The organism is Serratia sp. LTN-2 (assembly GCF_059740205.1).
In genome coordinates, this window is the sequence record NZ_JCAXDO010000003.1 from 267,811 (window position 1) to 290,844 (window position 23,034).

At 57.7% G+C, this 23,034-nt stretch carries 23 protein-coding genes; 15 read left to right on the forward strand and 8 right to left on the reverse strand.

Features of this window, described 5'->3' with window-relative positions; genetic code table 11:
• Positions 1–3 precede the first annotated feature (3 nt).
• Together AC6BYQ_RS08440 and AC6BYQ_RS08445 are read right to left on the reverse strand one after the other, a co-directional pair.
• Complete coding sequence (locus AC6BYQ_RS08440; RefSeq protein WP_261438698.1) at positions 4–939, reverse strand: alpha/beta hydrolase; 936 nt, start codon at positions 937–939, stop codon at positions 4–6.
• Positions 939–1,859 carry an alpha/beta hydrolase gene (locus AC6BYQ_RS08445; RefSeq protein WP_498056695.1) on the reverse strand — a complete coding sequence of 307 codons (921 nt, stop codon included), beginning with the start codon at positions 1,857–1,859 and terminating at the stop codon, positions 939–941. Before AC6BYQ_RS08445 ends, AC6BYQ_RS08440 begins: the two co-directional genes overlap by 1 nt.
• A gap of 138 nt (positions 1,860–1,997) precedes the next feature.
• Between AC6BYQ_RS08445 and AC6BYQ_RS08450 the strand changes: the two genes are divergently transcribed.
• Complete coding sequence (locus AC6BYQ_RS08450) at positions 1,998–2,906, forward strand: LysR family transcriptional regulator (RefSeq protein ID WP_498056696.1); 909 nt, start codon at positions 1,998–2,000, stop codon at positions 2,904–2,906.
• Between the two features lie 27 nt (positions 2,907–2,933).
• On the opposite strand, the gene proR is transcribed toward AC6BYQ_RS08450, so the two are convergent.
• The 4 genes from proR to AC6BYQ_RS08470 form a co-directional block, all read right to left on the reverse strand.
• The gene (gene proR, locus AC6BYQ_RS08455; protein ID WP_498056697.1) at positions 2,934–3,236 is read right to left on the reverse strand and encodes a transcriptional regulator ProR; all 303 of its coding nucleotides are present in this window, start codon (positions 3,234–3,236) and stop codon (positions 2,934–2,936) included.
• 4 nt (positions 3,237–3,240) lie between these two features.
• Positions 3,241–3,594 carry a type II toxin-antitoxin system RelE/ParE family toxin gene (locus AC6BYQ_RS08460; RefSeq protein WP_025160199.1) on the reverse strand — a complete coding sequence of 118 codons (354 nt, stop codon included), beginning with the start codon at positions 3,592–3,594 and terminating at the stop codon, positions 3,241–3,243.
• A 312-nt stretch (positions 3,595–3,906) separates the two neighbouring features.
• The gene (locus AC6BYQ_RS08465; RefSeq protein WP_063919704.1) at positions 3,907–4,272 is read right to left on the reverse strand and encodes a diacylglycerol kinase; all 366 of its coding nucleotides are present in this window, start codon (positions 4,270–4,272) and stop codon (positions 3,907–3,909) included.
• Between the two features lie 218 nt (positions 4,273–4,490).
• Positions 4,491–5,615, reverse strand: a complete 1,125-nt coding sequence (locus tag AC6BYQ_RS08470; RefSeq protein ID WP_498056698.1) for a GNAT family N-acetyltransferase — start codon at positions 5,613–5,615, stop codon at positions 4,491–4,493.
• Between the two features lie 740 nt (positions 5,616–6,355).
• Here AC6BYQ_RS08470 and AC6BYQ_RS08475 point away from each other — a divergent pair.
• From AC6BYQ_RS08475 to spt, 4 genes are read left to right on the forward strand one after another with little or no spacing between them, the layout of a single operon-like run.
• Positions 6,356–8,095 (forward strand): fatty acyl-AMP ligase, encoded by a 1,740-nt coding sequence (locus tag AC6BYQ_RS08475; protein ID WP_071892015.1) that lies wholly within the window; start codon positions 6,356–6,358, stop codon positions 8,093–8,095.
• Positions 8,092–9,006: an NAD-dependent epimerase/dehydratase family protein gene (locus tag AC6BYQ_RS08480; protein WP_498056699.1), complete on the forward strand. Its 915-nt coding sequence runs from the start codon at positions 8,092–8,094 to the stop codon at positions 9,004–9,006. The genes AC6BYQ_RS08475 and AC6BYQ_RS08480 overlap by 4 nt, the downstream gene beginning before the upstream one ends.
• Before the next feature lie 31 nt (positions 9,007–9,037).
• Complete coding sequence (locus AC6BYQ_RS08485; protein ID WP_019453571.1) at positions 9,038–9,298, forward strand: acyl carrier protein; 261 nt, start codon at positions 9,038–9,040, stop codon at positions 9,296–9,298.
• The gene (gene spt, locus AC6BYQ_RS08490; RefSeq protein ID WP_063919708.1) at positions 9,285–10,457 is read left to right on the forward strand and encodes a serine palmitoyltransferase; all 1,173 of its coding nucleotides are present in this window, start codon (positions 9,285–9,287) and stop codon (positions 10,455–10,457) included. Before AC6BYQ_RS08485 ends, spt begins: the two co-directional genes overlap by 14 nt.
• Before the next feature lie 70 nt (positions 10,458–10,527).
• Here the strand turns inward: spt and AC6BYQ_RS08495 are convergent, their stop codons facing one another.
• Positions 10,528–11,259 (reverse strand): nucleoside/nucleotide kinase family protein, encoded by a 732-nt coding sequence (locus tag AC6BYQ_RS08495; RefSeq protein ID WP_019453573.1) that lies wholly within the window; start codon positions 11,257–11,259, stop codon positions 10,528–10,530.
• A 367-nt stretch (positions 11,260–11,626) separates the two neighbouring features.
• Between AC6BYQ_RS08495 and AC6BYQ_RS08500 the strand changes: the two genes are divergently transcribed.
• The 10 genes from AC6BYQ_RS08500 to AC6BYQ_RS08545 all read left to right on the forward strand — a co-directional run bounded on the left by AC6BYQ_RS08500 (position 11,627) and on the right by AC6BYQ_RS08545 (position 21,615).
• Positions 11,627–12,352, forward strand: coding sequence for a nucleoside/nucleotide kinase family protein (locus AC6BYQ_RS08500; RefSeq protein WP_074053685.1), 726 nt, complete (start codon positions 11,627–11,629; stop codon positions 12,350–12,352).
• A 30-nt stretch (positions 12,353–12,382) separates the two neighbouring features.
• Positions 12,383–13,177 carry a nucleoside/nucleotide kinase family protein gene (locus AC6BYQ_RS08505; RefSeq protein WP_498056700.1) on the forward strand — a complete coding sequence of 265 codons (795 nt, stop codon included), beginning with the start codon at positions 12,383–12,385 and terminating at the stop codon, positions 13,175–13,177.
• A 72-nt stretch (positions 13,178–13,249) separates the two neighbouring features.
• Complete coding sequence (locus tag AC6BYQ_RS08510) at positions 13,250–14,587, forward strand: lipopolysaccharide biosynthesis protein (protein WP_498056701.1); 1,338 nt, start codon at positions 13,250–13,252, stop codon at positions 14,585–14,587.
• Positions 14,584–15,453, forward strand: coding sequence for a hypothetical protein (locus AC6BYQ_RS08515; protein ID WP_498056702.1), 870 nt, complete (start codon positions 14,584–14,586; stop codon positions 15,451–15,453). The genes AC6BYQ_RS08510 and AC6BYQ_RS08515 overlap by 4 nt, the downstream gene beginning before the upstream one ends.
• A gap of 20 nt (positions 15,454–15,473) precedes the next feature.
• On the forward strand, positions 15,474–16,040 hold the full coding sequence (locus AC6BYQ_RS08520; protein ID WP_498056796.1) for a YtfJ family protein: 567 nt from the start codon (positions 15,474–15,476) through the stop codon (positions 16,038–16,040).
• 28 nt (positions 16,041–16,068) lie between these two features.
• Entirely contained in the window at positions 16,069–17,139 is a 1,071-nt protein-coding gene (gene lptF / locus AC6BYQ_RS08525; RefSeq protein WP_498056703.1) for an LPS export ABC transporter permease LptF, read from the forward strand.
• Positions 17,136–18,215: an LPS export ABC transporter permease LptG gene (gene lptG / locus AC6BYQ_RS08530; RefSeq protein ID WP_498056704.1), complete on the forward strand. Its 1,080-nt coding sequence runs from the start codon at positions 17,136–17,138 to the stop codon at positions 18,213–18,215. The genes lptF and lptG overlap by 4 nt, the downstream gene beginning before the upstream one ends.
• Before the next feature lie 224 nt (positions 18,216–18,439).
• Positions 18,440–19,942 (forward strand): Tle-like phospholipase domain-containing protein, encoded by a 1,503-nt coding sequence (locus AC6BYQ_RS08535; protein ID WP_498056705.1) that lies wholly within the window; start codon positions 18,440–18,442, stop codon positions 19,940–19,942.
• A complete protein-coding gene (locus tag AC6BYQ_RS08540) occupies positions 19,939–20,697 on the forward strand; it encodes an ankyrin repeat domain-containing protein (protein ID WP_498056706.1) in 759 nt (252 codons plus the stop codon). The genes AC6BYQ_RS08535 and AC6BYQ_RS08540 overlap by 4 nt, the downstream gene beginning before the upstream one ends.
• Positions 20,698–20,841: 144 nt before the next feature.
• Positions 20,842–21,615, forward strand: a complete 774-nt coding sequence (locus AC6BYQ_RS08545) for an ankyrin repeat domain-containing protein (protein ID WP_498056707.1) — start codon at positions 20,842–20,844, stop codon at positions 21,613–21,615.
• Positions 21,616–21,721: 106 nt separating this feature from the next.
• Here AC6BYQ_RS08545 and AC6BYQ_RS08550 read toward each other — a convergent pair whose 3' ends face one another.
• Complete coding sequence (locus tag AC6BYQ_RS08550) at positions 21,722–23,029, reverse strand: serine hydrolase domain-containing protein (protein ID WP_498056708.1); 1,308 nt, start codon at positions 23,027–23,029, stop codon at positions 21,722–21,724.
• Between the last annotated feature and the right edge of the window lie 5 nt (positions 23,030–23,034).

Genomic DNA, 23,034 nt, shown 5'->3' on the forward strand with positions numbered 1-23,034 from the left:
CGGTTATTCGCCCAGGTGCGCGGCTAAAAACGGCAGCACCTTGTCCATCGCTGCGCGAACGGCTTCCGGTTTGTCATACAGCTCGTAATGTGAAAAGTCTGCTAACGAGACCAGCTCGCGGTGCGCTGAAGCCGTTGCGCGCCCATAGACTTCCATGCCATCGCGATAGGCGCCAAAGGCACCGACTTTCTCGCCCACCACCACCATCACCGGCTGAGTCAGCAGCACCTCGGTAAAGGCGAAGGCATCCCAGGCCAGCGTTTTTTGCGCATGCGAGAACAACATGCGCGTCGCGCCACCCGGCTGTTGACCGCGCGCGGTCTTGTAATAGTCTGTCGCTTCGAAAACGTCGCGTTCGGTGAGCCCATGGGCCGTTGCCTCTTGAGGACTGGCGGGCAGCAGTTCATTGACCTGAAGCTCTCCACCCCGCGCTTCCCGGGTGCGCTGCGCAGCCATCGCATTCAGCGCACCCAGCGGATCGTAGCCGCTGAAGCCTTCGCGGAAGAGTCGCCCAATATTAACGCCGGTGATGCTCACCACGGCTTTGATGCGTTTCTCTGTCAGCGTGGCATTGACGGCATAGCCGCCGCCGCCGCAAATGCCCAGCACGCCGATACGCTCCGCATCGACATACGGCAAGGTGACGGCATAGTCGATGACGCGGCTGATGTCTTCCACCCGCTGGGTCGGATCTTCTATCCAGCGCGGCGCCCCGCCCGACTCCCCCTGAAAACTGGCGTCATAGGCGATAACGACGTACCCCTGCTCCGCCAACGCCTTACCGTAAACATTGCCGGAGGTTTGTTCCTTGCAGCTGCCGAAAGGATGGACGCTGACCACCGTCGGGTAGCGCTTGGATTCATCGAACCCCGGCGGCAGCTGAATGTGGGCGGCGATGTGCCAGGCCATATCGGCGTTTTGGATGCGGATATTTTTCATTACAGCGTCTCCTCAAAGAACGGCGCCAGGACGGAAACGGCTTCGGCGACATAGGCTTTGCCGTCATACAATTCCATATGATTCGCGCCTTCGACGATGTGGTAACGCTTGTCGCTGCTCGCGGCGCGATCGTATAAATCGTCACTCATCCATTTACTGCCCGCCATGCTGCCCGCCACGATCTGCATCGGCTGGGTCAGATACACTTCAGCCATGTGGTAGGCGTCGTAGGTAATGATCTGGTTGAGGCTGCGCAGCGTCGCATAGCCGGGCGCCGTCGGATATTGCGCGCGCGGGGTATGGTAATACTCCCAGGCCTGGCGCAGCTCTTCGTTCGGCGCATCGGATTCTTTCAGCGGCGCCAGCGGCATGGTGGCATGTTCACCGCTGCTGATATCGCCGGTACGGGCGTTGGAACCCGCCTCAACATACGGCAGCGCATCAATGGACTTCACATTGTTTTCCCACCCGTTGCGGAACATCGAGCCGATATTGACGGCGCTGACGGTGCCGATCGCCTTGATGCGGCGATCCTGGATCGCAGCGTTGGCGGTATAGCCCGCGCCGGCGCAAATGCCCATCGCGCCTATGCGCTCGTTGTCGACATAAGGCAGCGTGGTCAGGTAATCAATCACCGCGCTGACGTCTTCGGTGCGGATATAAGGGTTTTCCAACTGACGGGGTTCGCCACCGCTTTCCCCCTGATAAGAGGCATCGTAAGCCACGGTCACAAATCCCTGCTCCGCCAGTTTTGCGGCATAGGTGCCGGCGGTTTGCTCTTTCACGCCGCCCCCCGGGTGAGAAACGACGATGGCCGGATACTGACGGCCCGCGTCGAACGCCGGTGGGAAGTAGAGCACTGCGGAAAGATCGATGGTTGGGTTATTGCTATTCGTGAAGCTGATTTTCTGGTTCATCATCCGGTTCCTCATCAGGGTGGTCGGTTAACTACATCGTTTCTGATTCTCACTATAGACATTGAACATTAAGATGATTAGACCCAAAATAATGATTGGACCTATCACTTAAATGATTAATCAGCCGAACGGAAAACAGAGATGAAACGTGATGAGATAGCCGATTTGGTGGCATTTGTGGTGGTCGCCGAGGAGCGCAGCTTCACCCGGGCCGCGGCCCGCCTGGGCATGGCGCAGTCGGCGTTAAGCCAGATCGTCCGCCGTATCGAAGAACGGCTGGGGTTTCGTCTGCTGACGCGCACCACGCGCAGCGTAGTGCCCACCGAGGCCGGGGAGCAGCTCTTGTCGACCCTTGGCCCCATGCTGCAAGACCTGGATTCCGTCATGACGTCACTGGGCGAGCTGCGCAACCGCCCTTCCGGCACCATACGCATCACCACGGTGGAGCATGCGGCAAAAACCCTGTTGCTGCCCGCCATGCGCACGCTGCTGAAATCTCACCCAGAAATAAACGTGCAGCTTCTGATCGATTATGGTCTTAGCGATGTGGTCGCCGAGCGTTTCGATGCCGGCGTCCGTCTGGGGGGAGAGATGGATAAGGATATGATTGCCGTGCGGATTGGGGCTGATATTCCGATGGCGATCGTTGGCGCGCCGGATTATCTTGCCCGGCGAGGCACCCCGACTTCGGTGGCGCAGCTGGTCGATCATCAGGCGATTAACCTCTATCTTCCCACATCGGGCACCGCCAACCGCTGGCGGCTTATGCGCGGCGGACGTGAAGTTCGGGTTCGCATGGAAGGCCAACTGTTGTTAAACACCATCGACCTGATCCTGGATGCCGCTCTCGACGGGCACGGCCTGGCCTACCTGCCTTGCGATCAGGTGCAGAGCGCCCTTGACGAGAAAAAACTCGTTCGCGTGCTGGACAAGTTCACCCCGGACCTGCCGGGGTATCATCTTTACTACCCGCACCGCAAGCACCCAGGATCGGCCTTTTCTTTGCTTATCGATGTGCTTAGGTTTAACGACGCACAGAAGCCCAAATAACGTGCTGCCGCCAGCTGACAACGGCGCTTACAGCACAAATTCGTAGTGCGAACCGTCCGGCAGTTCGACATCCAGGCGCAGTTTGCCGCCCGCCGCCTCAACATAGCGTTTGAGCGAGGAAAGCTTCAGATCGCGGCCCGGTTTTTCCATCACGGCGACGGTCGGTTGCCTGATGCCCAGCGCCTGCGCCATTTCAACCTGGGTTTTCTGCACCTTCTCGCGCAGCTCGGCAAGATGGATGTTCAGCATAATCTCCGCCGCCATTGCCTGCGCTTCGGCCACGACCTCGGGCTTTTCATCCGCAATAAGCTGTTCCAACGTTCTGCCCATCGCGTCACTCCTTCTCTTTTAGTGTGTTCAGCCAATTCGTGAATTCCCGATCGGCAATCTGCAGCATTCGATCGTAAAAACGTTTTTCATTGCCCGCTTTATTGCCCGCACAAAGCACCATGCCGACACGGTACGGATCGAAGGCGAAGAATGCCCGCAACGGTTCGCCACGGCGCTGAATACGCAGCTCTTTCATGTTGCAGTAACACGAGCCTTTAACCGTATCGGCATAGGGCCTGGGCAAGCCGGGCCCTTTTTCCCGCAGAACCATCAATGCGGCAAGCACTGCGGCTCGCTCGGCATCGTTGAGAGAGCTAAACCAGTTATCAAACACATCCGTTGTTTTAATTTCCCACACGGGGCCTCCCTGCAATATAGGTTAATTGCTATATAGATGTAAAGCTATAACAGAGAGGTGCGGGGATGACATGAAGCAACATAAACCTTTGCTGTAATGTGGAACGTACGTTCGGGCATTGATGCAAATGCCATGTAGGTATTCACCTTTTTACGCGCTGTGCCGAACAATCGGCACGGGGCAGTTCCCCGCCCCGCCATTAACCCTGTCACAAAATGCGCATAACGTTCTCGGCGCCCGGTACCACGGTGGCGCACGGCATGCGGCTGCACGCCGCGTGACACCGGTTTAACGCCTGGGTGAGCCTCGCTCTTAGCGCCCCAGCAGCACCGTTGCCCAAACAACGATGGTCATCAGCACCGCCACCAATTGCGCCGCGCCGCCCAGATCTTTGGCACGTTTGGATAACGGATGCAGCGCCAATGAAATACGGTCGACCACGGTCTCAATCGCCGTATTAAGCAGCTCAACCACCAACAGCAGGAAACTGCAGGCGATTAATAACAGCCGTTCCATTTTTGTAATATCTAAAGTAAATGTAACAACCAGTAAAATGGCGTTAATAACCAATAATTGACGGAATGCATCCTCGGTCAACATGGCATCAATAAAGCCGGCCCATGAATTCCTTATGCTGTAGGTTAATCGGTTTATTCCTTTTTTCTTTTTCACAGGCATCTATTCTGCTCTCATCCACATCACGGCGACCAGGCGAAAATAAGTCACACGCCGTGAATTTGTCCGTGGTTTATTAGTTAAAGACTTTAATCTATCCCCTCTGGGGATCATCCACTCACTCAGGTTTTACCGTCCACGACTGGAACCGCACCGCACGAAAAGCACCCTGATGCGGCAATTATCCTGGGGACGTTAAAAGGCGATTCGCGATCAATCGGTTAAAGTGTTTTTTCGTACAATCGGTAGCGCTTATAAGGCACCGCGCCGATGCGTTCTAAAATCGTCCGCATGCCGGTATTGGTTTCCAGGATCCACGACATTTCCAGCGCGTCGATATTGCGCTTGGCGAAGGGCTCGCGCAGCGCCTCAATCAGCAGCAGCGCAATAATCGGCCCGATGCGGCTGAATTGATATTCCTGACGCACGCCCATCAATGGCACCCGTGCCGTGCGCACGCCGCTGACTTTCAGGCGCCACAGCAATTTGGCCCAGCCGAAAGGCAATAACCGCCCCTGCAGATCGGCAATGGCCTCGTTAATGTTCGGCAGCCCGACGATAAAGGCGCAGGGCGCACCGTCCACCTCGGCGATATGGATCATATCGTCGGGCACCAGGAACTTCAGCTGCTCCCCCATGGTGGCGAACTCGTGTTCGGTGAACGGGACAAATCCCCAGTTATGCTGCCATCCGGAATTGAACACCTCCCGCAACACCTGCATCTCTTCCCGAAAGCGCTTACGGTTGAGGCGACGAACGGTCACCTTTTTGCGCACCTGGTCCATCATCCGGCTGAGCGACGGCGAGAAATGCAGGTCGGTTCTTTTCATCCAATAGGCAAGCAGATCAATCCCTTCGCTGTAACCCTGCTGCGCTATCTGGGTCGCATAGTAGGGTTTGCCATGTGTCATCATGGCCGACGGCGGGGTGTCAAATCCCTCGACCAACAGGCCGCTCTCCTGATTGATGTTGAGGCTGAACGGCCCGGTGATCTTGCGCGCGCCCTTCGATCTCAGCCACTCTTCCGCCGCCGAGAATAGCGCGCTGAAAACGGCGGGATCGTCGACGGCATCAATCATGCCGAAGTGGCCGGTATCTTGCCCATGCAGCTCGCGATGCAGGGAGTCAATTTGTGCGGTGATGCGCCCGACGACCTTCCCCTGCTTTTTGGCCACCCACGCCTGCCATTCGATATGGTCGGTGCCGGGATTTTTCTTTGACAGGTGTTCTTCACGCTCTAAATACAGCGGCTCAATCCAGTTCGGATCATCGCGAAACAGTAACGAGGGGAAAGCAATAAACTCTTTAAGTTCGGGTTTATCCAGAACTTTCTCAATACGGATCATAAATAGCCTTAGGTTTTAATAAAATAATCAAATATGAGCGCGACAACGCCTTTAGCATTTTTTATGCTGTTCTCTTTTATTGAATTGTGTCTTGCCTCCGGCTAAACGATAAGAAAAACCGAATATTACCCCCGGTGAATCAGCGCATTAATTGCCTGTCATTCACCCGTAAACGCGGTTGATGGTGCAAAAAAGGAAAGCCCAAAGCGGCGCAGGCATGCTACGCTATTGGTGCTCTTTTATTATTTAGTGCTGTCTCGGCAAAAGAATCCCGCCCGTTTTTAGTGTGCCGACTTTAATCATGAGGGGCACCGTCATTTTTATCACTTAATGCTGTTTTTAAGATTCAGGCTAAATCAGGCATTCACTTTTTGATTTCTTACGGCATACTGTTTAGGAAGTGTTTAAGTTCTAAGATAGCCATGCATGAGGTCATAACCTATGAGGCGACAGTTATTCCCTGCCCGACAGATACAAACTAAAGAACGGCAAAGCCAGGATATTACACTATCTCCCCGTATATCCCCAACGCGCCGCTCAAGGCTGATGACGCAAGTTGCTCACGGGTTACCGGGTTAATAACTGACGCGCGACTCAAGCTCGGCAATATACGCTGTTCGCGGAATGAAGATGGTTGAATAACAAACTTATTCAAATCCTATTCATAGTAAAATATCAATTACCTCGCCAAGAGTGATGTATCTCTTTTGGTGATTTTTAATCTATGGCTAAGTTTGTCTATGTCTGAAACAAGTTCTGTTCATTCTCTTCCTATGCGCTATGCGGACTTCCCCACTTTAGTGGACGCGTTGGATTACGCGGCGCTCGGTAATACGGGAATGAATTTTTACGACCGTCGCAATCAACTCGTGACCGTTCTCGAATATCGCACGCTGCAGCAAAAAGCGATCTCGGGCGCGCGGCGTTTATTGTCGCTGAAACTCAAGAAAGGCGATCGCGTGGCGCTTATCGCCGAAACTAGCGCGGGATTCGTCGAAGCCTTTTTCGCCTGCCAATATGCCGGCCTGGTGGCGGTGCCGCTGGCGATCCCCATGGGCGTCGGCCAGCGCGATTCCTACACCGCCAAACTGAAAGGGCTGATCGCCAGCTGTAATCCTGCGGCGATCATCAGCAGCGAAGAGTGGACGCCGCTGATCGCCTCCGCCACGGAGCGCGCGCCGTCGCTGCACATTCTCAGCGACGCGGACTTCAACGCGCTGCCAGAGCCGGCGATCGCGCTGCCGGCGCCCTCGCCCGACGATATCGCCTATCTCCAATACACCTCGGGCAGCACGCGTTTTCCGCGCGGCGTGATCATCACCCAGCGGGCGGCGATGGCGAACCTGAACGCGATCAGCCGCGACGGCATCAAGCTGCGCGCCGGCGACCGCTGCGTCTCCTGGCTGCCCTTCTATCACGATATGGGCCTGGTCGGTTTCCTGCTGACCCCGGTGGCGACCCAGCTGTCCGTCGACTACCTGCGCACGCAAGATTTCGCCATGCGCCCGATGCAGTGGCTGAAACTGATCGCCAAGAACCGCGGCACGGTGTCCGTCGCCCCGCCGTTCGGCTACGATCTGTGCCTGCGCCGCAGCAACGCCAAAGAGCTGGCCGATCTGGATCTCTCCAGCTGGCGGGTCGCCGGCGTCGGCGCCGAACCTATTCCGGCCGAGCTGCTCAGCCAATTTGGCGAACACTTCAGCAGCATCAACTTCGACAGCAAAGCCTTCATGCCTTGTTACGGCCTGGCGGAGAACACGCTGGCGGTCAGCTTTTCCGATCCTTGCTCCGGCCCGCAAACCAACGCGGTCGACCGCGATATTTTGGAGTACCAGGGTAAAGCGGTCGCGCCCGGCAAGAAGACCCGCGCCGTTTCGACCTTCGTCAACTGCGGCCGGGCGCTGCCCGGGCATCGCATCGAGATCCGCAGCGAAACCGGGCAACCGCTGCCGGAACGCCAGGTCGGCCATATCACGATTTCCGGTCCCAGCCTGATGAACGGTTACTTCTGCGACGATGAGTCCCAGCAGCAAATTCAGGTGACCGGTTGGATGGATACCGGCGATCTGGGCTACCTGCTGGACGGCTATCTGTACGTCACCGGCCGCAAGAAGGATTTGATCATCATTCGCGGCCGCAATATCTGGCCGCAGGATATCGAGTACGTCGCGGAATCCGAACCGGAAATCCGCTCCGGCGATGCGATTGCCTTCGTGACCGAAGAACACGACGAAGCGGCCAGAATTATTTTGCAGATCCAGTGCCGGGTCAGCTCGGAAGAACGTCGGGAACAAATCGTCCATTCGCTGAGCGCGCGCATTCAAAGCGAATTCGGCATCGCGGTGGACATTGAGCTGCTGCCGCCGCACAGCATTCCCCGCACGTCGTCGGGCAAACCCGCCCGCGCCGAAGCCAAAAAACGCTGGCTGAGCGCCTCGCTATATCCGCAACTGCCGCAGTTGGCCGGTTTCGCGCAATGAGCGGCACCGTCGCGGTGACGGGCGCGACCGGCTTTATCGGCCGGCATATCGTCCAGGAACTGCTGGCGCAAGGGTTTAGCGTGCGCGCCCTGACGCGGCAAGCCGGAAAAGCCACCACCGACAACCTGCAGTGGATCCCCGGCGCGCTGGAAGATCGGCCCTCGCTCACCGAACTGGTGCGCGGTGCGGAGTGCGTGGTGCACTGCGCCGGCCAGGTGCGTGGGCATGCGGAAGCGGTGTTCACCCGCTGCAACGTGACCGGCAGCCTGAACCTGATGCAGGCGGCCAGGCAGAACGGCCGCTGCAATCGCTTCCTGTTCATGTCGTCGCTGGCGGCCCGCCATCCGGCGCTGTCCTGGTACGCCCATTCAAAACAGGCCGCCGAACAGCAATTGATTGCCGCCTCGGGCGATATCGCGCTGGGAATTTTCCGCCCGACGGCGGTTTACGGCCCGGGCGATAAAGAGCTGAAACCGCTGTTCAACGGCCTGCTGCGCGGCGTGCTGCCCCGGCTGGGCGCGCCTGACGCCAAACTCTCTTTTCTGCACGTGAGCGATTTGGCGCAGGCGGTCGCCCAATGGTTATTGGCGCAGCCCGCGCAGCCGAATATTTACGAACTGTGCGACGGCGTGGCCGAAGGCTATAACTGGCTGCGCCTGCGGGACATCGGCGCCGCGGTGCGCCAGGGCCCGGTGCGCCTGGTGGGTATTCCGCTGCCGCTGCTGAAAGCCATGGCGGATATCGGCGGATTGTGGAACCGCCTGATTAAACGGGAGCCGATGCTGACGCGCAGCAAAATACGCGAATTAACCCATCGCGACTGGTCCGCCAACAATCATGCGCTGTCGCAGCAGATTAATTGGTTTCCACAGGTGAGTTTGGAGCGCGCGCTGCGTGAAGGGCTGTTTTAATTATTCCAATTAGAGGTGTGTCAACGTTCTTATGCTAAATCGCGATGCTGTAATGGATTATATCCTGACGTGTTTGCAAGGTATCGTCGAAGGCGGAGTCGAAATAAAGCCTGATAGCGATCTCGTCAATGATCTTGGCCTGGAATCCATCAGGGTATTGGATCTGCTGATGATGCTGGAAGATGAATTAGATATCTCCATCCCGATCAATATATTGCTTGATGTCAGAACGCCAGAGCAACTGCTTGACGCGCTGCGCCCTTATCTGGAGAAAAGCCATGGGACTGTATGATAAATTTTCGCGGCTCGCGGGCGAGCGTGAACAATTTCAAACGTCCGGCCTGAACCCGTTCGGCACCTGCATCGACGAAGTCTATTCCGCCACCCAGGGGCGCATCGGCGATCAAAAGATTGTCCTCGCCGGCACCAATAACTACCTCGGCCTGACGTTCGACGCGCAGGCGATCGCCGCCGGCCAGGCGGCCCTGGCCGCGCTCGGCACCGGCACTACCGGCTCGCGCATGGCGAACGGCAGCTACGGATCGCACCTGACGCTGGAGCGGGAATTGGCGGAATTCTTCGATCGCCCCAGCGCCATCGTGTTCTCCACCGGCTATACCGCCAACCTCGGCGTCATCAGCACGCTGGCGGGGCCGGGATCCGTAGTGTTGATCGATGCGGACAGCCACGCGAGCATTTACGACGCCTGCGCCCTCGGCGGCGCGGAGATCATTCGCTTCCGCCACAATGACGCCGCCGATCTGGAGCGCCGCATGCTGCGCCTGGGCGAGCGCGCCCGCGAGGCGATCATCATCGTCGAAGGCATCTACAGCATGCTGGGCGACGTCGCCCCGCTGGTGGAAATCGTCGATATCAAGCGGCGGCTGGGCGGCTATCTGCTGGTGGACGAAGCGCACTCCTTCGGTGTGATGGGCGAGCATGGCCGCGGCCTGGCCGAAGCGCTGGGCGTCGAGCAAGACGTGGATATCATCCTGGGCACCTTCAGCAAAAGCCTGGCTTCGATCGGCGGATTCGCCGTCGGCGGCAAGGGGATGGACGTGCTGCGCTACAGCAGCCGGCCGTATATCTTTACCGCGTCGCCGTCGCCTTCCAGCATCGCCTCGGTGCGCACGGCGCTGCAAAAAATCGCGCGCCATCCCGAGCTGCGGGAAAAACTGTGGAGCAACGCGCACCGCCTGTACCACGGCCTCGCCGAACTGGGGTATACCCTGGGGCCGCGCATCAGCCCGGTGGTGCCGGTGATGATCGGGTCGAAGGAAGACGGGCTGCGTTTCTGGCGCGAGCTGATCGCCCACGGCGTGTATGTGAATCTGGTGCTGCCGCCGGCCGCGCCGGCGGGCGTCACCCTGCTGCGCTGCAGCGTCAATGCCGCGCACAGCGATGAAGAGATCGATGCCATCGTGCGCGCCTTTGCCGCGCTGAAAAAATAAAGCCTTTCCCTGTCGGCCGCGGCGGCGGTGCCGGAAACGTCATCGCCGCCCTGCCGAACCGATGCGCACCTCAGTGCGCAGCCGTTGACACTCCATCAGCCGAATAGCGATATCCCTGCGCCGCCATAAATTCCGCGATGGCCTGTTCCGCCGCCGAAAGCACCTCTTCGATCGGCCGATCGGCGTCGAGATCCACGATATCGGCGCCTTCGAACGTCAATAACGGCGTGACGGCGATCTTCTTCTCCAGCGCCGCTTTGCGATGATCGGGCTTGCGCGCGCAGGCCACGTCCAGACTGACATTCAGCTTGAGGACCAGATCCGGTTTTTGCCCCGCCATCCATTGGAACGCCGCCCGCTCGCGCGCCGCCAGCCAACGGACAAAACGGCTGCCTTCCACATCGACGGGAAATACCGTGCCGTCATACGCGCCGGGGATCTGCGCCTGTGGAAAACGGTCGGTCAACACGATGAATCCCTGCCGGCGAAACGCCAGCATGCGGCGAAACCGCAGCAGCCGCCGCCCCACGAAAGCGATGATCACCGCAGACGGCAACAGACCGATGCGGGATTTTTTCGTTTTGACTTTTTTGGTATTGCTCTCGATAGCCTTGCCCACCGAGCGCCCCAGCAGCGGCAATTTCGCCGCCGCGCGCCCGACGTTGCCCGCCTGTTTGCCCAGATGCACCTGCACCGCCGGGCCATAATGTTTCACATACTCGATCAAATGTTCGCAAACGGTGGACTTACCTGAACCGTCGCTGCCAATAACCGCAATCAACGGCGGAAATTTTGCACTCATAATCAAACTCTCTTTCAATACGCCGAAACGGCGCGCCTTATTTGAAGCGAAATATCACTCACGGCCGTGGCGGCAGCGCGCAAGAAACCTTCTTCACGCGGCGCCAAACAGCACAAAAGATTAAGCGAAAATAAAAAACCTCTGCTCGTTTTCTGCCATGGGTCAGGCCGGAAGTTAACATAAAAAGCGAAACCGACCCACGCACGGATAATTAGCACAAAATAACAAGAACCAACGCCACAAATATCAATTCAAATAACGAACAAAAATACAGATCTCATTATTTTATCGCAGCAAAGCACAATAAATATCTTGAACCCAAGGCGTATTGGAATACAATAGTTTTTTTCGCATTGGATCAATTATTGTGAGTCAGCAGATAAGACCTTCATCTGATCGCTCGCCCGTGCGCGTAATAGCGATAACCGGCTGTGACGGCTCGGGAAAATCCACGTTAGCCGCCCGTTTGGTCGGCGCCTTATCGGCGCAGGAGCCGGCAGAACTGCTGTATCTCGGCCAGTCTTCCGGGCGCATCGGCGAATGGATAAGTTCGCTGCCGATTATTGGCGCGCCCTTCGGCCGTTATTTGCTGAAGAAATCGCAGCGCGTGCACGATCGCCCTTCTACGCCGCCGGATAATGCCACGGCACTGGTTATTTTTTTACTTTCCTATTGGCGCGTTTATAAATTTCGCCGCATGTTGGCGAAAAGTCGCCGGGGCGCATTGCTGATTACCGATCGTTATCCGCAGGCGGAAGTGGCGGGTTTTCGTTTCGATGGCCCGCAGCTGGCGAAAACCGCCGGCGGCAACCGCTGGATCCGCTGGCTGAGAACACGCGAGCAAAACCTGTACCAATGGATGGCGTCTTATCGGCCGTTATTATTAATTCGGCTGGATATTGACGAGCAAACGGCCTATTCACGCAAACCCGATCACTCGCTGGCGGCGTTGCGTGAAAAGATCGCCGTTATCCCACACCTGACGTTTAACGGCGCCAACATACTGGATTTAGACGGCCGCGAGCCGGCCAACCGTATTTTCGACGAGTCGCTGCGCGCCGCTCAAATATCGCTGAGGGCCGCCAATGCCTAGCCGCCAAATAACCTTTTCGTACCGAAACAGATGAATAAAAATAAACTTACCGCCGAGCCGCACGCCTCCGCCACCTGCATTACCGGGCTGATTGCCGTAGTGGGCAGCGACGGCACCGGCAAGTCCACGCTGACCGCCGATCTGGTGAAAAACCTGCAGCGGCATCGCTCCACGGAACGGCGCTACTTGGGGCTGATCTCCGGCGAAGACGGCGACAAAATCAAGAAATTGCCGTTCATCGGCGTATGGCTGGAACGGCGCCTGGCGGCCAAATCCGATAAAACTCAGCGCATGAGCAACAAGCCGCCGGCGCTGTGGGCGGCGCTGATCATGTACGGCTTTTCGCTGTGGCGCGCCGCCAACCTGCGCAAGGTGCGGCGGCTGGCGCAGAGCGGCGTGCTGGTGATTAGCGATCGCTATCCACAGGCGGAAATATCGGGTTTTTACTACGATGGGCCCGGTATCGGCGTGGAACGCGCAAAAGGCGGTTTATTGAGCCGCCTGGCGGCGCGCGAACGCCGGTTGTATCAGCAGATGGCCGTCTATCGGCCGGAGCTGATCATTCGCCTGGATATCGATGTCGATACGGCGTTTTCCCGCAAGCCCGATCACAGCTATGACGAGCTGAAAGACAAGATTGCCGCCATGGTGCGCCTGCAATACAACGGCGCGCGCATCATCGAACTGGACGCCCGAGCCCCTTACGACGAGGTATTGAGCAACGCGCTCAACGCCATTTCCGCCGTGGTGAACGCCGCGCAGCGCCCACAGAGCGACATCGGGCAATCCGGCGAAAGCGCCGGCAAAGAAACTCAGGTTTATTAAATGCATACAGGGCAAGCGCATGACTGCGGGACACAAAATGCAGAAAAATAACGATAACGGTTGGTTTGGGTTATGAAACGGTGGTTTTCCGATGGCGCGTTTCGCTCCATTTTACGTAACGCCGCCTATTTAGGTTCCGGCAGCGTGGCCAGCGCGCTGCTCGGCCTGCTGGCGCTCTCCTGCGCCGGTAAAGGCATGTCGCCTGAAATGTTCGGCGTGCTGGTGGTGATCCAGGCCTATACCAAAGCGGTCAGCGATTTCATCAAATTCCAGACCTGGCAGTTTGTGGTGCAATTCGGCACCCCGGCGCTGGAGCATCAAAATACCGGCCGCTTTCGCGACGTCGTCGCCTTCTCCTTCGGGCTGGATATCGCCAGCGGCGTCATCGCCGTGCTGGGCGGCATGGTCATGCTGCCGTTCCTGTCTCACGCCCTGGGGCTGGACAGCGAGAGCTTCTGGCTCGCCATGCTGTATTGCACGCTGATCCCGTCGATGACCTCATCCACGCCGACCGGCGTGCTGCGCGCCTTCAACCGCTTCGACTTAATCGCCATCCAGCAGGCGATCAAGCCGTTCCTGCAGGCGGTGGGCAGCGTCATCTCCTACTATTTCGATCTGGGGTTCCCGGGCTTTATCGTCACCTGGTACGCCTCTAACCTGATCGGCGGCACGCTGTTTTGGTGGTTCACCGCGCGCGAACTGCGCCGCCGCGATATCCACGGCGCGCTGCGGCCGCGGCTGTTCGACGTCGCGCGCCGCATCGAGGGCGCCTGGAACTTCGTCTGGACCACCAACATCGCCCATACCATCTGGGCTGCGCGCAACTCCTGTACCACGGTGCTGGTGGGCGTGGTGCTCGGGCCGGCCGCCGCCGGGCTGTTCAAGATCGCCATGACCTTCTTCGATGCGACGGGTACCCCGGCCAAGCTGCTGGAGAAAAGCTTCTATCCGGAGATCATGCGCCTGGATCCGCGTACCAAAACGCCGTGGCTGCTGGGCCTGCGCTCCTCGCTGCTGGCCGGCGGCATCGGCCTGGCCGTGGCGGTGTTGATGCTGCTGGTGGGCAAGCCGCTTATCTCCACGGTGTTCGGGCAACAATACCTGGAAGCCTATGACCTGATTCAAATCATGCTGGGCGCGATCATCGTCTCGATGATGGGCTTCCCGCAGGAATCCTTACTGTTTATGGCGGGCAAGCAGCGCGCCTTCCTGATCGCGCAGGCGACGGCCTCGGCGACCTATATTGCGCTGCTGGTGTCGATGGCGTACGCCTTCGGCGTGCAGGGCGCCGCCTTCGCTTATTTACTTGGGCAATGTTTAGACGTTCTGTTATCCCTGATACCGACGATCGGCGCCTACCGCAATCGCTTTATGTTGGGGCTGAATGTGCCCAAAGAGAGTAATCAATGACCGTTAACACGAATTGGAAGAAGTTCTCCGCCGAAACCACCCAGGCGCTGTTTGTCGCGGTGGAAGAGGACGATCTGGTCGAGGCGAATATCAGCCTGCCGCAGCAGATTGATTTGCACTGTTCCCCCGAGAGCATCCGGGACAACTACGCGCTGTGCCTGCAGTTTTGGGAAGACGGTTTTTCCCGCCGCGAGCTGCTGCAACTGGTGAACGGTTTCCTGCAAGACCCGCAATTGGCGGCGGCCACCCGCATGCGCTACAAATATATTCGCGCCCGCTATAAGCACCTGCGCTTCGCCCAGCAGTTGTACGGCGCCTCTCATCGCGCCAACCGCCTGTTCCACACCACCACCGTGGTGCTCGGCCATTTTCAGGACGCATTTCGCAACGGCAACCAGAAGAACCTGACGCTGTACGGCAACCTGCTGCGGCTGCTGCTCAGCAAGCCGGTGTGGTCTTACGTGCGCTATGCGCTGCGCCACACCCGGCTGGAAAGCCCGCGAGGCTTTATCACCTACCGCCAGGAACAGATGCGCTCCCTGCAAACGCTGATCGCCAGCCCGGCGCTGACCGGGCATCAGTTCCACGACGTGCGCAAAATCGTCAGCCGGCAGGTGTCGTTTTACGACACGCTGAGATCGATCGATCCCGACAACCGCGAAGCCCGGCAGATCTCGCGCTTCCTGGCGGCGATTAACGGCCTGATGGGCGACCGGCATGACGTGATGGTGGCGGACAAGCTGGCCGGCGGCGATATCTATGACCGGCCGGCGACGCTGGACATCGACATCCGCCAGCGCCTGGAGCTGCTGCTGGCGCGCTTTCCGCTGTCGTTTTCCCAGCCGGCCATCGCGGCGGGCAGATAAGCGCGTTGCTCAGAGCCATGATGACGCTACGCCGCTTGCTGCCCCTCGCCCTGCTGCTGACGCCGCTGGCGGCGCCTGCGCATAACTTCGTGCATGGCAAGCCGGTGGCGCCGATCGCCATCGCCGATCGCGGCGAGCTGCTGCTGCGCGACGGCGATTTCCACTACCGGCCGTGGAACAGCGCCAAACTGGCGGGCAAGGTGCGGGTGATCCAGTACATCGCCGGGCGCACCTCGGCCAAAAAGAAGAACTCGCTGCTGATCAACGCCGTCAAGGAGGCGAACCTGCCGGGCGATCGCTTCCAGCCCACCACCATCGTCAACACCGACGACGCGATACCGGGCTCCGGCTTCTTCGTGCGCGGCAAGATAGAGAAAAACAAGCGGCATTACCCCTGGGCGCAGTTCATCGTCGACAGCGACGGGCTGGGGCGCATGGCCTGGCGGCTGCCGGAGGAGAGTTCCACCATCGTGGTGCTGGACAAGACCGGGCGCGTGCAGTGGGCGAAGGACGGCGCACTCACGCCGCAGGAAGTTGATCAGGTGATCGCCCTGCTGCGCGCCCTGATCGACCAAAAGACGCCATGACGCGCACGCCGCCGGGAGCCGATAACGCATGTCTTTGATTGAACGCTATATCACGGTTGAGATCCGCCGCCTGGTGATGATAATCGCCGGGTTTCTGATCTTCATGTTCGCCAGCTACTCCGCCCAGCGCTACCTGACCGACGCCGCCAACGGCACGCTGGCGCTGCGGGTGGTGGCCGACGTGGTTTTCTATAAGTCGCTGATCGCGCTGGAGATGATATTGCCCGTCGCGCTGTATGTCTCGGTGGCGGTGGCGCTGAGCCAGCTGTACAGCGATGCGGAGATCACCGCCATGCTGGCCGCCGGCGCCAGCCCGCTGCGGCTGTACAAGGCGGTGCTGATACTGGCCGTGCCGCTGGCGATCGCGGTCACGCTGCTGTCGCTGTATGGCAGACCCTGGGCGTACGCCAATATTTATCAGCTGCAGCAACAGTCGCAGTCGGTGCTGGACGTGAGCCACCTGCAAGCCGACAAATTCAACGTCAGCGGCAACGGCCGCATGATCCTCGCCAATCACGTCGATAAAACGGCCAACCACCTGACCGACGCCCTGATTTACGTGCGCGGCGCCCATCACACCAACCTGTATCGCGCGCAGTCGGTGGAGGTGCTCGACGCCTCCCCCGCCAGCCCCGCCGTGCGTCTGAAAACCGGCACCGCCTACGCGCTGGATCGCCAGGGCACCGACGACAACGGGCAGAACTACGACAACTTCGACATCGCGCTCAAACCGTTCGTGCCCAGCGCCGAGAGCCGGCATAAGTCGGCCTCGCCGGCGGAGCTGGCGCGCTCCGCCGATCCGGGTGACGCCGCCGAACTGCAATGGCGTGAGAGCCGCGGGTTGACCACCGTGCTGATGGTGCTGCTGGCGATCCCCTTTAGCCGCATCAAGCCGCGACAGGGGCGCTACGCCGCGCTGCTGCCCCTGACGGTGCTGTTTACCGTGATTTTCTATGGCGGCAACATTTGCCGCACGCTGGTGGCCAACGGCTCTCTGCCGACGATCCCCGGCGTCTGGCTGGTGCCGATAGCGATGGCTGTCGGCATCGCCCTGCTGCTGGCGCGCGACCTATCCCTGCTGCGGAAAACTGCCCGATGACTATTTTTAGCCGCTACCTGATCCGCAACGTGTTCATCGGCTTCGCCGCCGCGGCCGGGCTGCTGATCCCGCTGTTCACCACCTTCACGCTGATCAACGAGCTGGAGGACGTGACCCCGGGCGGCTACCGCTGGCAGCAGGCGCTGCTGGTGACCGTGATGACCCTGCCGCGCAGCCTGGTCGATCTGGGGCCGTTTATCGCGCTGCTCGGCGGCATCGTCGGGCTGGGGCAGCTGTCTAAAACCCTGGAGCTGACGGCGATCCGCTCCGCCGGGATGTCGATATTCCGCATTGCGCTGGTGATGCTCGCCGCCGGGCTGTTGATGAACCTCTCGCTCGGCGCTCTCGATGAATGGGCGGCCTCGCCGCTGCAGCAGCGCGCGCTGCAGATGAAGAACAACGCCCTAGCGCAGTCGAACGATAACGACGTGACCGTGAACCCGCTGTGGGCGCGGCGCGGCAACGAGTTTGTGACGGTAAAAACCGTCGATGAGAACGACCAGCCGCACGGCATTGAGATCTTCCGTTATCAGGCCAACCGCGCGCTGGAATCTTACATTTACGCTGACAGCGCCAGCACCGCCGCCGACGGCAACTGGCTGCTGCACAACGTGATGCAGAAAAGCTGGCAAGGCAGAAAGGAGACGATTGCGCGGCTAAACAGCCTGCCGTGGCGCTCGCTGTTCGCCGTGCCGAGCCTGAAAGAGCTGACCCTGCCGGCGGGCAGTTTCTCGCTCCAACAGTTGGATCGCTATATCAATTATCTGCAGGGCTCTGGGCAACCCAGCACCGAATACCGCCTGGCGCTGTGGAAAAAACTCGGCCAGCCCCTGCTGGTGCTGGCGATGATTCTGCTGGCCATCCCGTTTACCTTTACCGCCCCGCGCGCCCCCGGCATGGGCAGCCGGTTAGCGCTCGGCGTGATCGTCGGGTTGCTGACCTACATCGCTTACCAAATCGTTCTCAACCTGGGGTTGCTGTTCGCCCTCAATGCGCCTTTCACCGCCCTCGCTCCGCCACTTTTGATCCTGGCACTGGCGTTGGCGCTGGTTTATCGGTTTGATCGGCGAGGTTAAAAACCCACAGCAGCCTTTGGAAAACAAGAACTTTCCGGTTAACATTTGGCCGGCTTTACAAATTGGCTTGAGCCGTTATCATCCCTTATCTGGTGTCCTATGCGCCGTTAGCTACCGCTGACTGCCGTTCGATAACATGCCCCCTCAGGGCGCCATCGAGTGCAAGGAGTGCGAGCGCCCGCCTGAACAGGCCAAGACGCAGCAAGCAAAGGAAGAGACACGCTATGTTTTCCAGTTTGAAACTGCTGTATATCACCGATGATATTATTTCACCTGATGAATTCCCTCGTATAGTCAGCCCTTCCCGCGCCTGTCACGGCCTTTCATACATGCCGGACAAAGACATTCTGTCGCTTTTTTCTGGTTTTCGCGGTGGTGAACGGATCCGCCGTGAAGTTGGCGTTACGCAAAACGGAATAAGCTCTAACTTGCGCGCAAGAGTGCAGAGCGACCTGATGAGCGGCGTTGTCGTAGCGGTCGAAACCCGGCCCGGCGTGTTGGCGACAATGGGGCCATTTTACGCCGACATCGACGGCTACCTGATACCGCAGGGGCGACAAGAGCCCAACTACCCGGTGGACAGGATAGTGAGGCGGTACGAAGAGGCCGTGAAGTCTTATGGCGGCCGCCGGGCGCGCCCGTCCGTCTTCCCCGCACAAGTCACACGGGCCAAACCGGCTCTTGGCCCGGATAACCCGGCGCAAGGCGGAAGAGCTGCACAGCAGGTCCTGTCTGGGCCCTTGACCAAGGCACAACGCTGGCAGGAGCGAAAGTACCTCATTGGCCGCGGGCAACGGAGTATCTACCCCGACGCCCGAATCGCCTCGGAACGCCTGGCGGCGAACAATGTCGCCGTCGAGAAGGCAAAGCTGGCGGAGAATATCTACAAGACCACGAATCCGCTAAAGGATACTCCCGGCGTTCCTGAGGGCTGGAAAGATATCAGTAACGATAATGCGGCCCTGAGTAAAATTGGGCTAAATAGAAATATGCTCTTCGACAGAGATGAATCTCCGGATTTTTTGGCAAGGGTATATCAACCTGACAGCACTGTTTTTGGTAAAGAGATGAACCCAACGGTCGTGTTCAGAGGATCAAGAGCGCCAGAGTTCCCTGAGGGAATCGGCAGCGCCGCCAAGAAGGCCATTAAGGGCGATTTATCAGGAATTAAAAATGTGAATGACTGGATAAATAATGGTGCTCAGGGGATGGGGGCGAGCTCTGATTATTATAAGCAGGCGGTTAAAATAGGATTACAAGTAAAGCACTCCTCCGGCGTCGATATTTCTGGTCATTCATTGGGCGGGGGAATGGCCTCAGCTGCATCAATGACCAGTGGGAAACCCGCCTGGACGTTTAATGCAGCCGGACTCCATCATGGAACTGTAGGGAAATACGGAGCTGAGATGATTGGTTCAGCCAAGAACATACAGGCCTATCGAGTGGAAGGTGAGCTGTTAACAACGTTGCAGGAGGTTAATAACGAAAGTGATTATGAGCTTATAAAAAATGCCCTGCCCGACTCTTTGCAAAAACCCTGGGGCGTAGCATTGCCTTTCACCTTGAAAGAGTGGTCATCGCTGGCGATGCCTGATGCTGCCGGCATACCGCACACGCTTGCCGGTGGGACAGGAACCCTGCTCGATAAACACGGTATAGACCAGACTATAAAGTTGATTGAAGATCAGAAAGACGAGGATGTCGCCACTATCAGGGGGAGAATATGAGCAAGTTGATAATGGCAATGGCGTTACTGTTTACCGTTCTCATGATGCAAGGATGCAAAAAAAACATGGAATATGAGCCACAGGATTTTTTTGAAGGCCGTCAACTGGATATAGCACAGCTGATTTATGATGGCGATGAAGTGAAACTGAAAGAGAAACTTCCCTCTTTCAGCAAGGAAGAACTGAATCGTCCGGTTAAGGCAGACATGACCCTGCTGTTTTGGTCGGTGTTGAACTCAATCTATGATAAAAACACGCCGGAAAGGCTGAAAATAATAACCGACCTGGTAAAAGCGGGCGCAGACCCGCTGCAACCCAGACCAGAAGGAGGAAGCAGCCCAGCGGAATTCGTCATGAAAGCCGACAAGGGGATTTGGGTCAAAGCCATGCTCGACGGCGGTTTACCGCCAAACGCAAAAGATAAGGTATTCAATGAACCCATTGTATTCCAAACAATCAAAGCAAAAAACACTGAAACGTTAAAGGTGATGCTGGAGTACGGAGCGGACATAAATATCAGAGACTCCTTGCAACAAACCTTATTAATGGATGCTTTTTTTAGCTCAGCCTTTGAGCACATGACCCTACTGCTCAATCGGGGTGCGAATCCTAACCCAGTAAATATAAACAATCTTTCGCTGTTAACAGCAGTGAATCGGCAAATAAAAGACAGCCAAGATGGCTCAGAATACAATGAACAGTGTAAGAAAATACTCGAGCTCATGCTTTTGAAAGGGGCAAAGGAAACGCAGTAATTTCATCAACGCAGATCTGACAGCTGCCGGTTATTTATACTGAGGCTGTCAGATGGCATCTGGCTTTAGCTAAACACGCTATAGACCACACAATAAAACTGATTGAAGAGACGAGGATGTCACTATTTATTCTCAGGGGAAAACATGAGCAAATTGATAATGGCAATAGCGCTGCTGTTCACTGTTCTCATGGTGCAAGGATGCAACAAAAGCATGGAATATGAGCCACAGGATTTTTTTGAAGGCCGGCAGCTGGACATCGCACAGCTGATTTATGATGGCGATGAAGTGAAACTGAAAGAGGAGCTTCCTTCTATAAGCAAGGAAGAACTGAATCGACCGGTTAAGGCGGACATGACCCTGCTGTTTTGGTCGGTGTTGAACTCAATCTATGATAAAAACACGCCGGAAAGGCTGAAAATAATAACCGACCTGGTAAAAGCGGGCGCAGACCCGCTGCAACCCAGACCAGAAGGAGGAAGCAGCCCAGCGGAATTCGTCATGAAAGCCGACAAGGGGATTTGGGTCAAAGCCATGCTCGATGGCGGTTTACCGCCAAACGTAAAAGACAAAGTATTCAATCAACCCATTATATTCCAAACAATCAAAGCCAAAAACCCTGAAACGTTAAAGGTGATGCTGGATTATGGCGCAGATATAAATACAAAAGACTCATTGGGAAACACCTTGTTAATAAGCTCATTGGATTCTCATTCGTTTGATCATACGATTATTTTGTTAGAGAGAGGTGCGGATAGTAAAATCAAAGGGAAGTTTGGTTGGACTATGGGCAATCAGCTTCAGCGCTTTATAGATAGAGGTGTAGGCGACACCGAGGATAAAGAAAAAATCAACAAGATAAAAGAATTGTTAATTAAGAACGGGGGAGACTGGCCTCCACTACCTATAGAGAATTGATACACCCCTCCCCTACGGCATGGATAGGTCGACGTCGAAGACATGTAACATGCCACTCAGGGGCTGAATGGCAACCGCCATCCAGCCCCTGCTTGCCCAGCCGACGTTAACGCAACTCCTTCGCTATCGCGCTAAACATCAGCGACGCCTCCAGCGGTTGGGCGCTGAAAGAAGGTTCCGCCTGCGGCCAGGTGGACCACTGGACGATCACCAGATTCTCCGCCTGATTGACCATAATCATCTGGCCGAAAATCCCCAGCGCCCACAGGGAATGTTTCAGGGAGGCCTGCGGGGCGGGTTCCACGTTGGCCGCATTGGCTGGCACTTCGTTGTTCCACCATTGGAAGCCGTAGATGCCGTTAGGATGCGCCGCCGACACCGAGCCCGCCGCCCGCGTCCAGTTGGACGACTGGGCTACCCAATCGGCCGGCAAGATCTGTTTGCCGTTCGGCAACCTCCCGTTATGCAGAATGAATTCGCCGAAACGCCCCCAGTCTTCCAGCGTGGCGTTAAAGCCGTGCGCGCCCACGTCGTGCTTGCCTTTCGCGTAGGCATGCCACACGCCATCGCTCGCCATGCCGTACGGCTGCCAGATGCTTTGCTGCAGATAGGCCGCCAGCGGCATGCCGGTGGCGCGCTCCAGCACATCGCCCAGCAACCAGGCGCCACCGGAGGAGTAAGACCAGTTCTGCCCGGCCGGATGCGCACGCTGCAGACCGGCCACCAGCTTGCGCACGCAGGCATAGGTGCCGGACTTGGCTTCACACTCGGTCAGCTGCGCGAAGTCCGATTTCGGGTTGGTGTAATCCTCATTCCACGCCACGCCGGAGGTGTGGGTGATCAGCTGCCTGAGGGTCACACCGTCCCACGCGGTGCCTTTCAGATCGGGTTCATATTGCGTGATGAGATCGTCGAGCGAGCGGATCTTGCCCTGTTTAATCGCCACGCCCACCAGCGTGGCGACCACGGATTTGCCCACCGAGCGCGACGTCCACAGCGTGGCGTCGGTATTGCCCTGCCCCAGATATTTCCAGGCAATTTTGCCGTCTTTCAATACCAGCATGCCGCTGACATTCTGGCGCTGCAGGTAATCCTGCAGGTGGTAGGTTTTGCCATTCACCCGATAACTGGCGTCCGTTAGCGGTTTAGCGGCAGTAAGCAGCGGCGTGGCGTTGCCATGGTGAAATACATCCCCCGCATAGTTGCGGTAGTCGTTACGAAAACCGATCGCCCGGTCGCTCTGGCTCCAGGTGAGCATCTTGTGCGTATCCGGCAATTGCGCATCGAAAGGTGCGGGACAGGCGCTGAGTTCGGTGCCCGCACAGGCGGCCAGCGCGGCGGGCGCCAGCAGGCCGCTGCAGAGACTGATGACAACGCCCGCCAGCAGGCTGCGGTTAAACACTTTGCTTTTCATATTTT

What these genes read in the sequence shown, in the direction of transcription:
- AC6BYQ_RS08440 (WP_261438698.1), bottom strand. Translation starts at nt 939, where the DNA reads ATGAAAAATATCCGCATCCAAAACGCCGATATGGCCTGGCACATCGCC.
- AC6BYQ_RS08445 (WP_498056695.1), bottom strand. Translation starts at nt 1,859, where the DNA reads ATGATGAACCAGAAAATCAGCTTCACGAATAGCAATAACCCAACCATC.
- AC6BYQ_RS08450 (WP_498056696.1), top strand. Translation starts at nt 1,998, where the DNA reads ATGAAACGTGATGAGATAGCCGATTTGGTGGCATTTGTGGTGGTCGCC.
- proR (WP_498056697.1), bottom strand. Translation starts at nt 3,236, where the DNA reads ATGGGCAGAACGTTGGAACAGCTTATTGCGGATGAAAAGCCCGAGGTC.
- AC6BYQ_RS08465 (WP_063919704.1), bottom strand. Translation starts at nt 4,272, where the DNA reads ATGCCTGTGAAAAAGAAAAAAGGAATAAACCGATTAACCTACAGCATA.
- AC6BYQ_RS08470 (WP_498056698.1), bottom strand. Translation starts at nt 5,615, where the DNA reads ATGATCCGTATTGAGAAAGTTCTGGATAAACCCGAACTTAAAGAGTTT.
- AC6BYQ_RS08475 (WP_071892015.1), top strand. Translation starts at nt 6,356, where the DNA reads ATGTCTGAAACAAGTTCTGTTCATTCTCTTCCTATGCGCTATGCGGAC.
- AC6BYQ_RS08480 (WP_498056699.1), top strand. Translation starts at nt 8,092, where the DNA reads ATGAGCGGCACCGTCGCGGTGACGGGCGCGACCGGCTTTATCGGCCGG.
- AC6BYQ_RS08485 (WP_019453571.1), top strand. Translation starts at nt 9,038, where the DNA reads ATGCTAAATCGCGATGCTGTAATGGATTATATCCTGACGTGTTTGCAA.
- spt (WP_063919708.1), top strand. Translation starts at nt 9,285, where the DNA reads ATGGGACTGTATGATAAATTTTCGCGGCTCGCGGGCGAGCGTGAACAA.
- AC6BYQ_RS08495 (WP_019453573.1), bottom strand. Translation starts at nt 11,259, where the DNA reads ATGAGTGCAAAATTTCCGCCGTTGATTGCGGTTATTGGCAGCGACGGT.
- AC6BYQ_RS08505 (WP_498056700.1), top strand. Translation starts at nt 12,383, where the DNA reads ATGAATAAAAATAAACTTACCGCCGAGCCGCACGCCTCCGCCACCTGC.
- AC6BYQ_RS08510 (WP_498056701.1), top strand. Translation starts at nt 13,250, where the DNA reads ATGAAACGGTGGTTTTCCGATGGCGCGTTTCGCTCCATTTTACGTAAC.
- AC6BYQ_RS08515 (WP_498056702.1), top strand. Translation starts at nt 14,584, where the DNA reads ATGACCGTTAACACGAATTGGAAGAAGTTCTCCGCCGAAACCACCCAG.
- AC6BYQ_RS08520 (WP_498056796.1), top strand. Translation starts at nt 15,474, where the DNA reads ATGACGCTACGCCGCTTGCTGCCCCTCGCCCTGCTGCTGACGCCGCTG.
- lptF (WP_498056703.1), top strand. Translation starts at nt 16,069, where the DNA reads ATGTCTTTGATTGAACGCTATATCACGGTTGAGATCCGCCGCCTGGTG.
- lptG (WP_498056704.1), top strand. Translation starts at nt 17,136, where the DNA reads ATGACTATTTTTAGCCGCTACCTGATCCGCAACGTGTTCATCGGCTTC.
- AC6BYQ_RS08535 (WP_498056705.1), top strand. Translation starts at nt 18,440, where the DNA reads ATGTTTTCCAGTTTGAAACTGCTGTATATCACCGATGATATTATTTCA.
- AC6BYQ_RS08540 (WP_498056706.1), top strand. Translation starts at nt 19,939, where the DNA reads ATGAGCAAGTTGATAATGGCAATGGCGTTACTGTTTACCGTTCTCATG.
- AC6BYQ_RS08545 (WP_498056707.1), top strand. Translation starts at nt 20,842, where the DNA reads ATGAGCAAATTGATAATGGCAATAGCGCTGCTGTTCACTGTTCTCATG.
- AC6BYQ_RS08550 (WP_498056708.1), bottom strand. Translation starts at nt 23,029, where the DNA reads ATGAAAAGCAAAGTGTTTAACCGCAGCCTGCTGGCGGGCGTTGTCATC.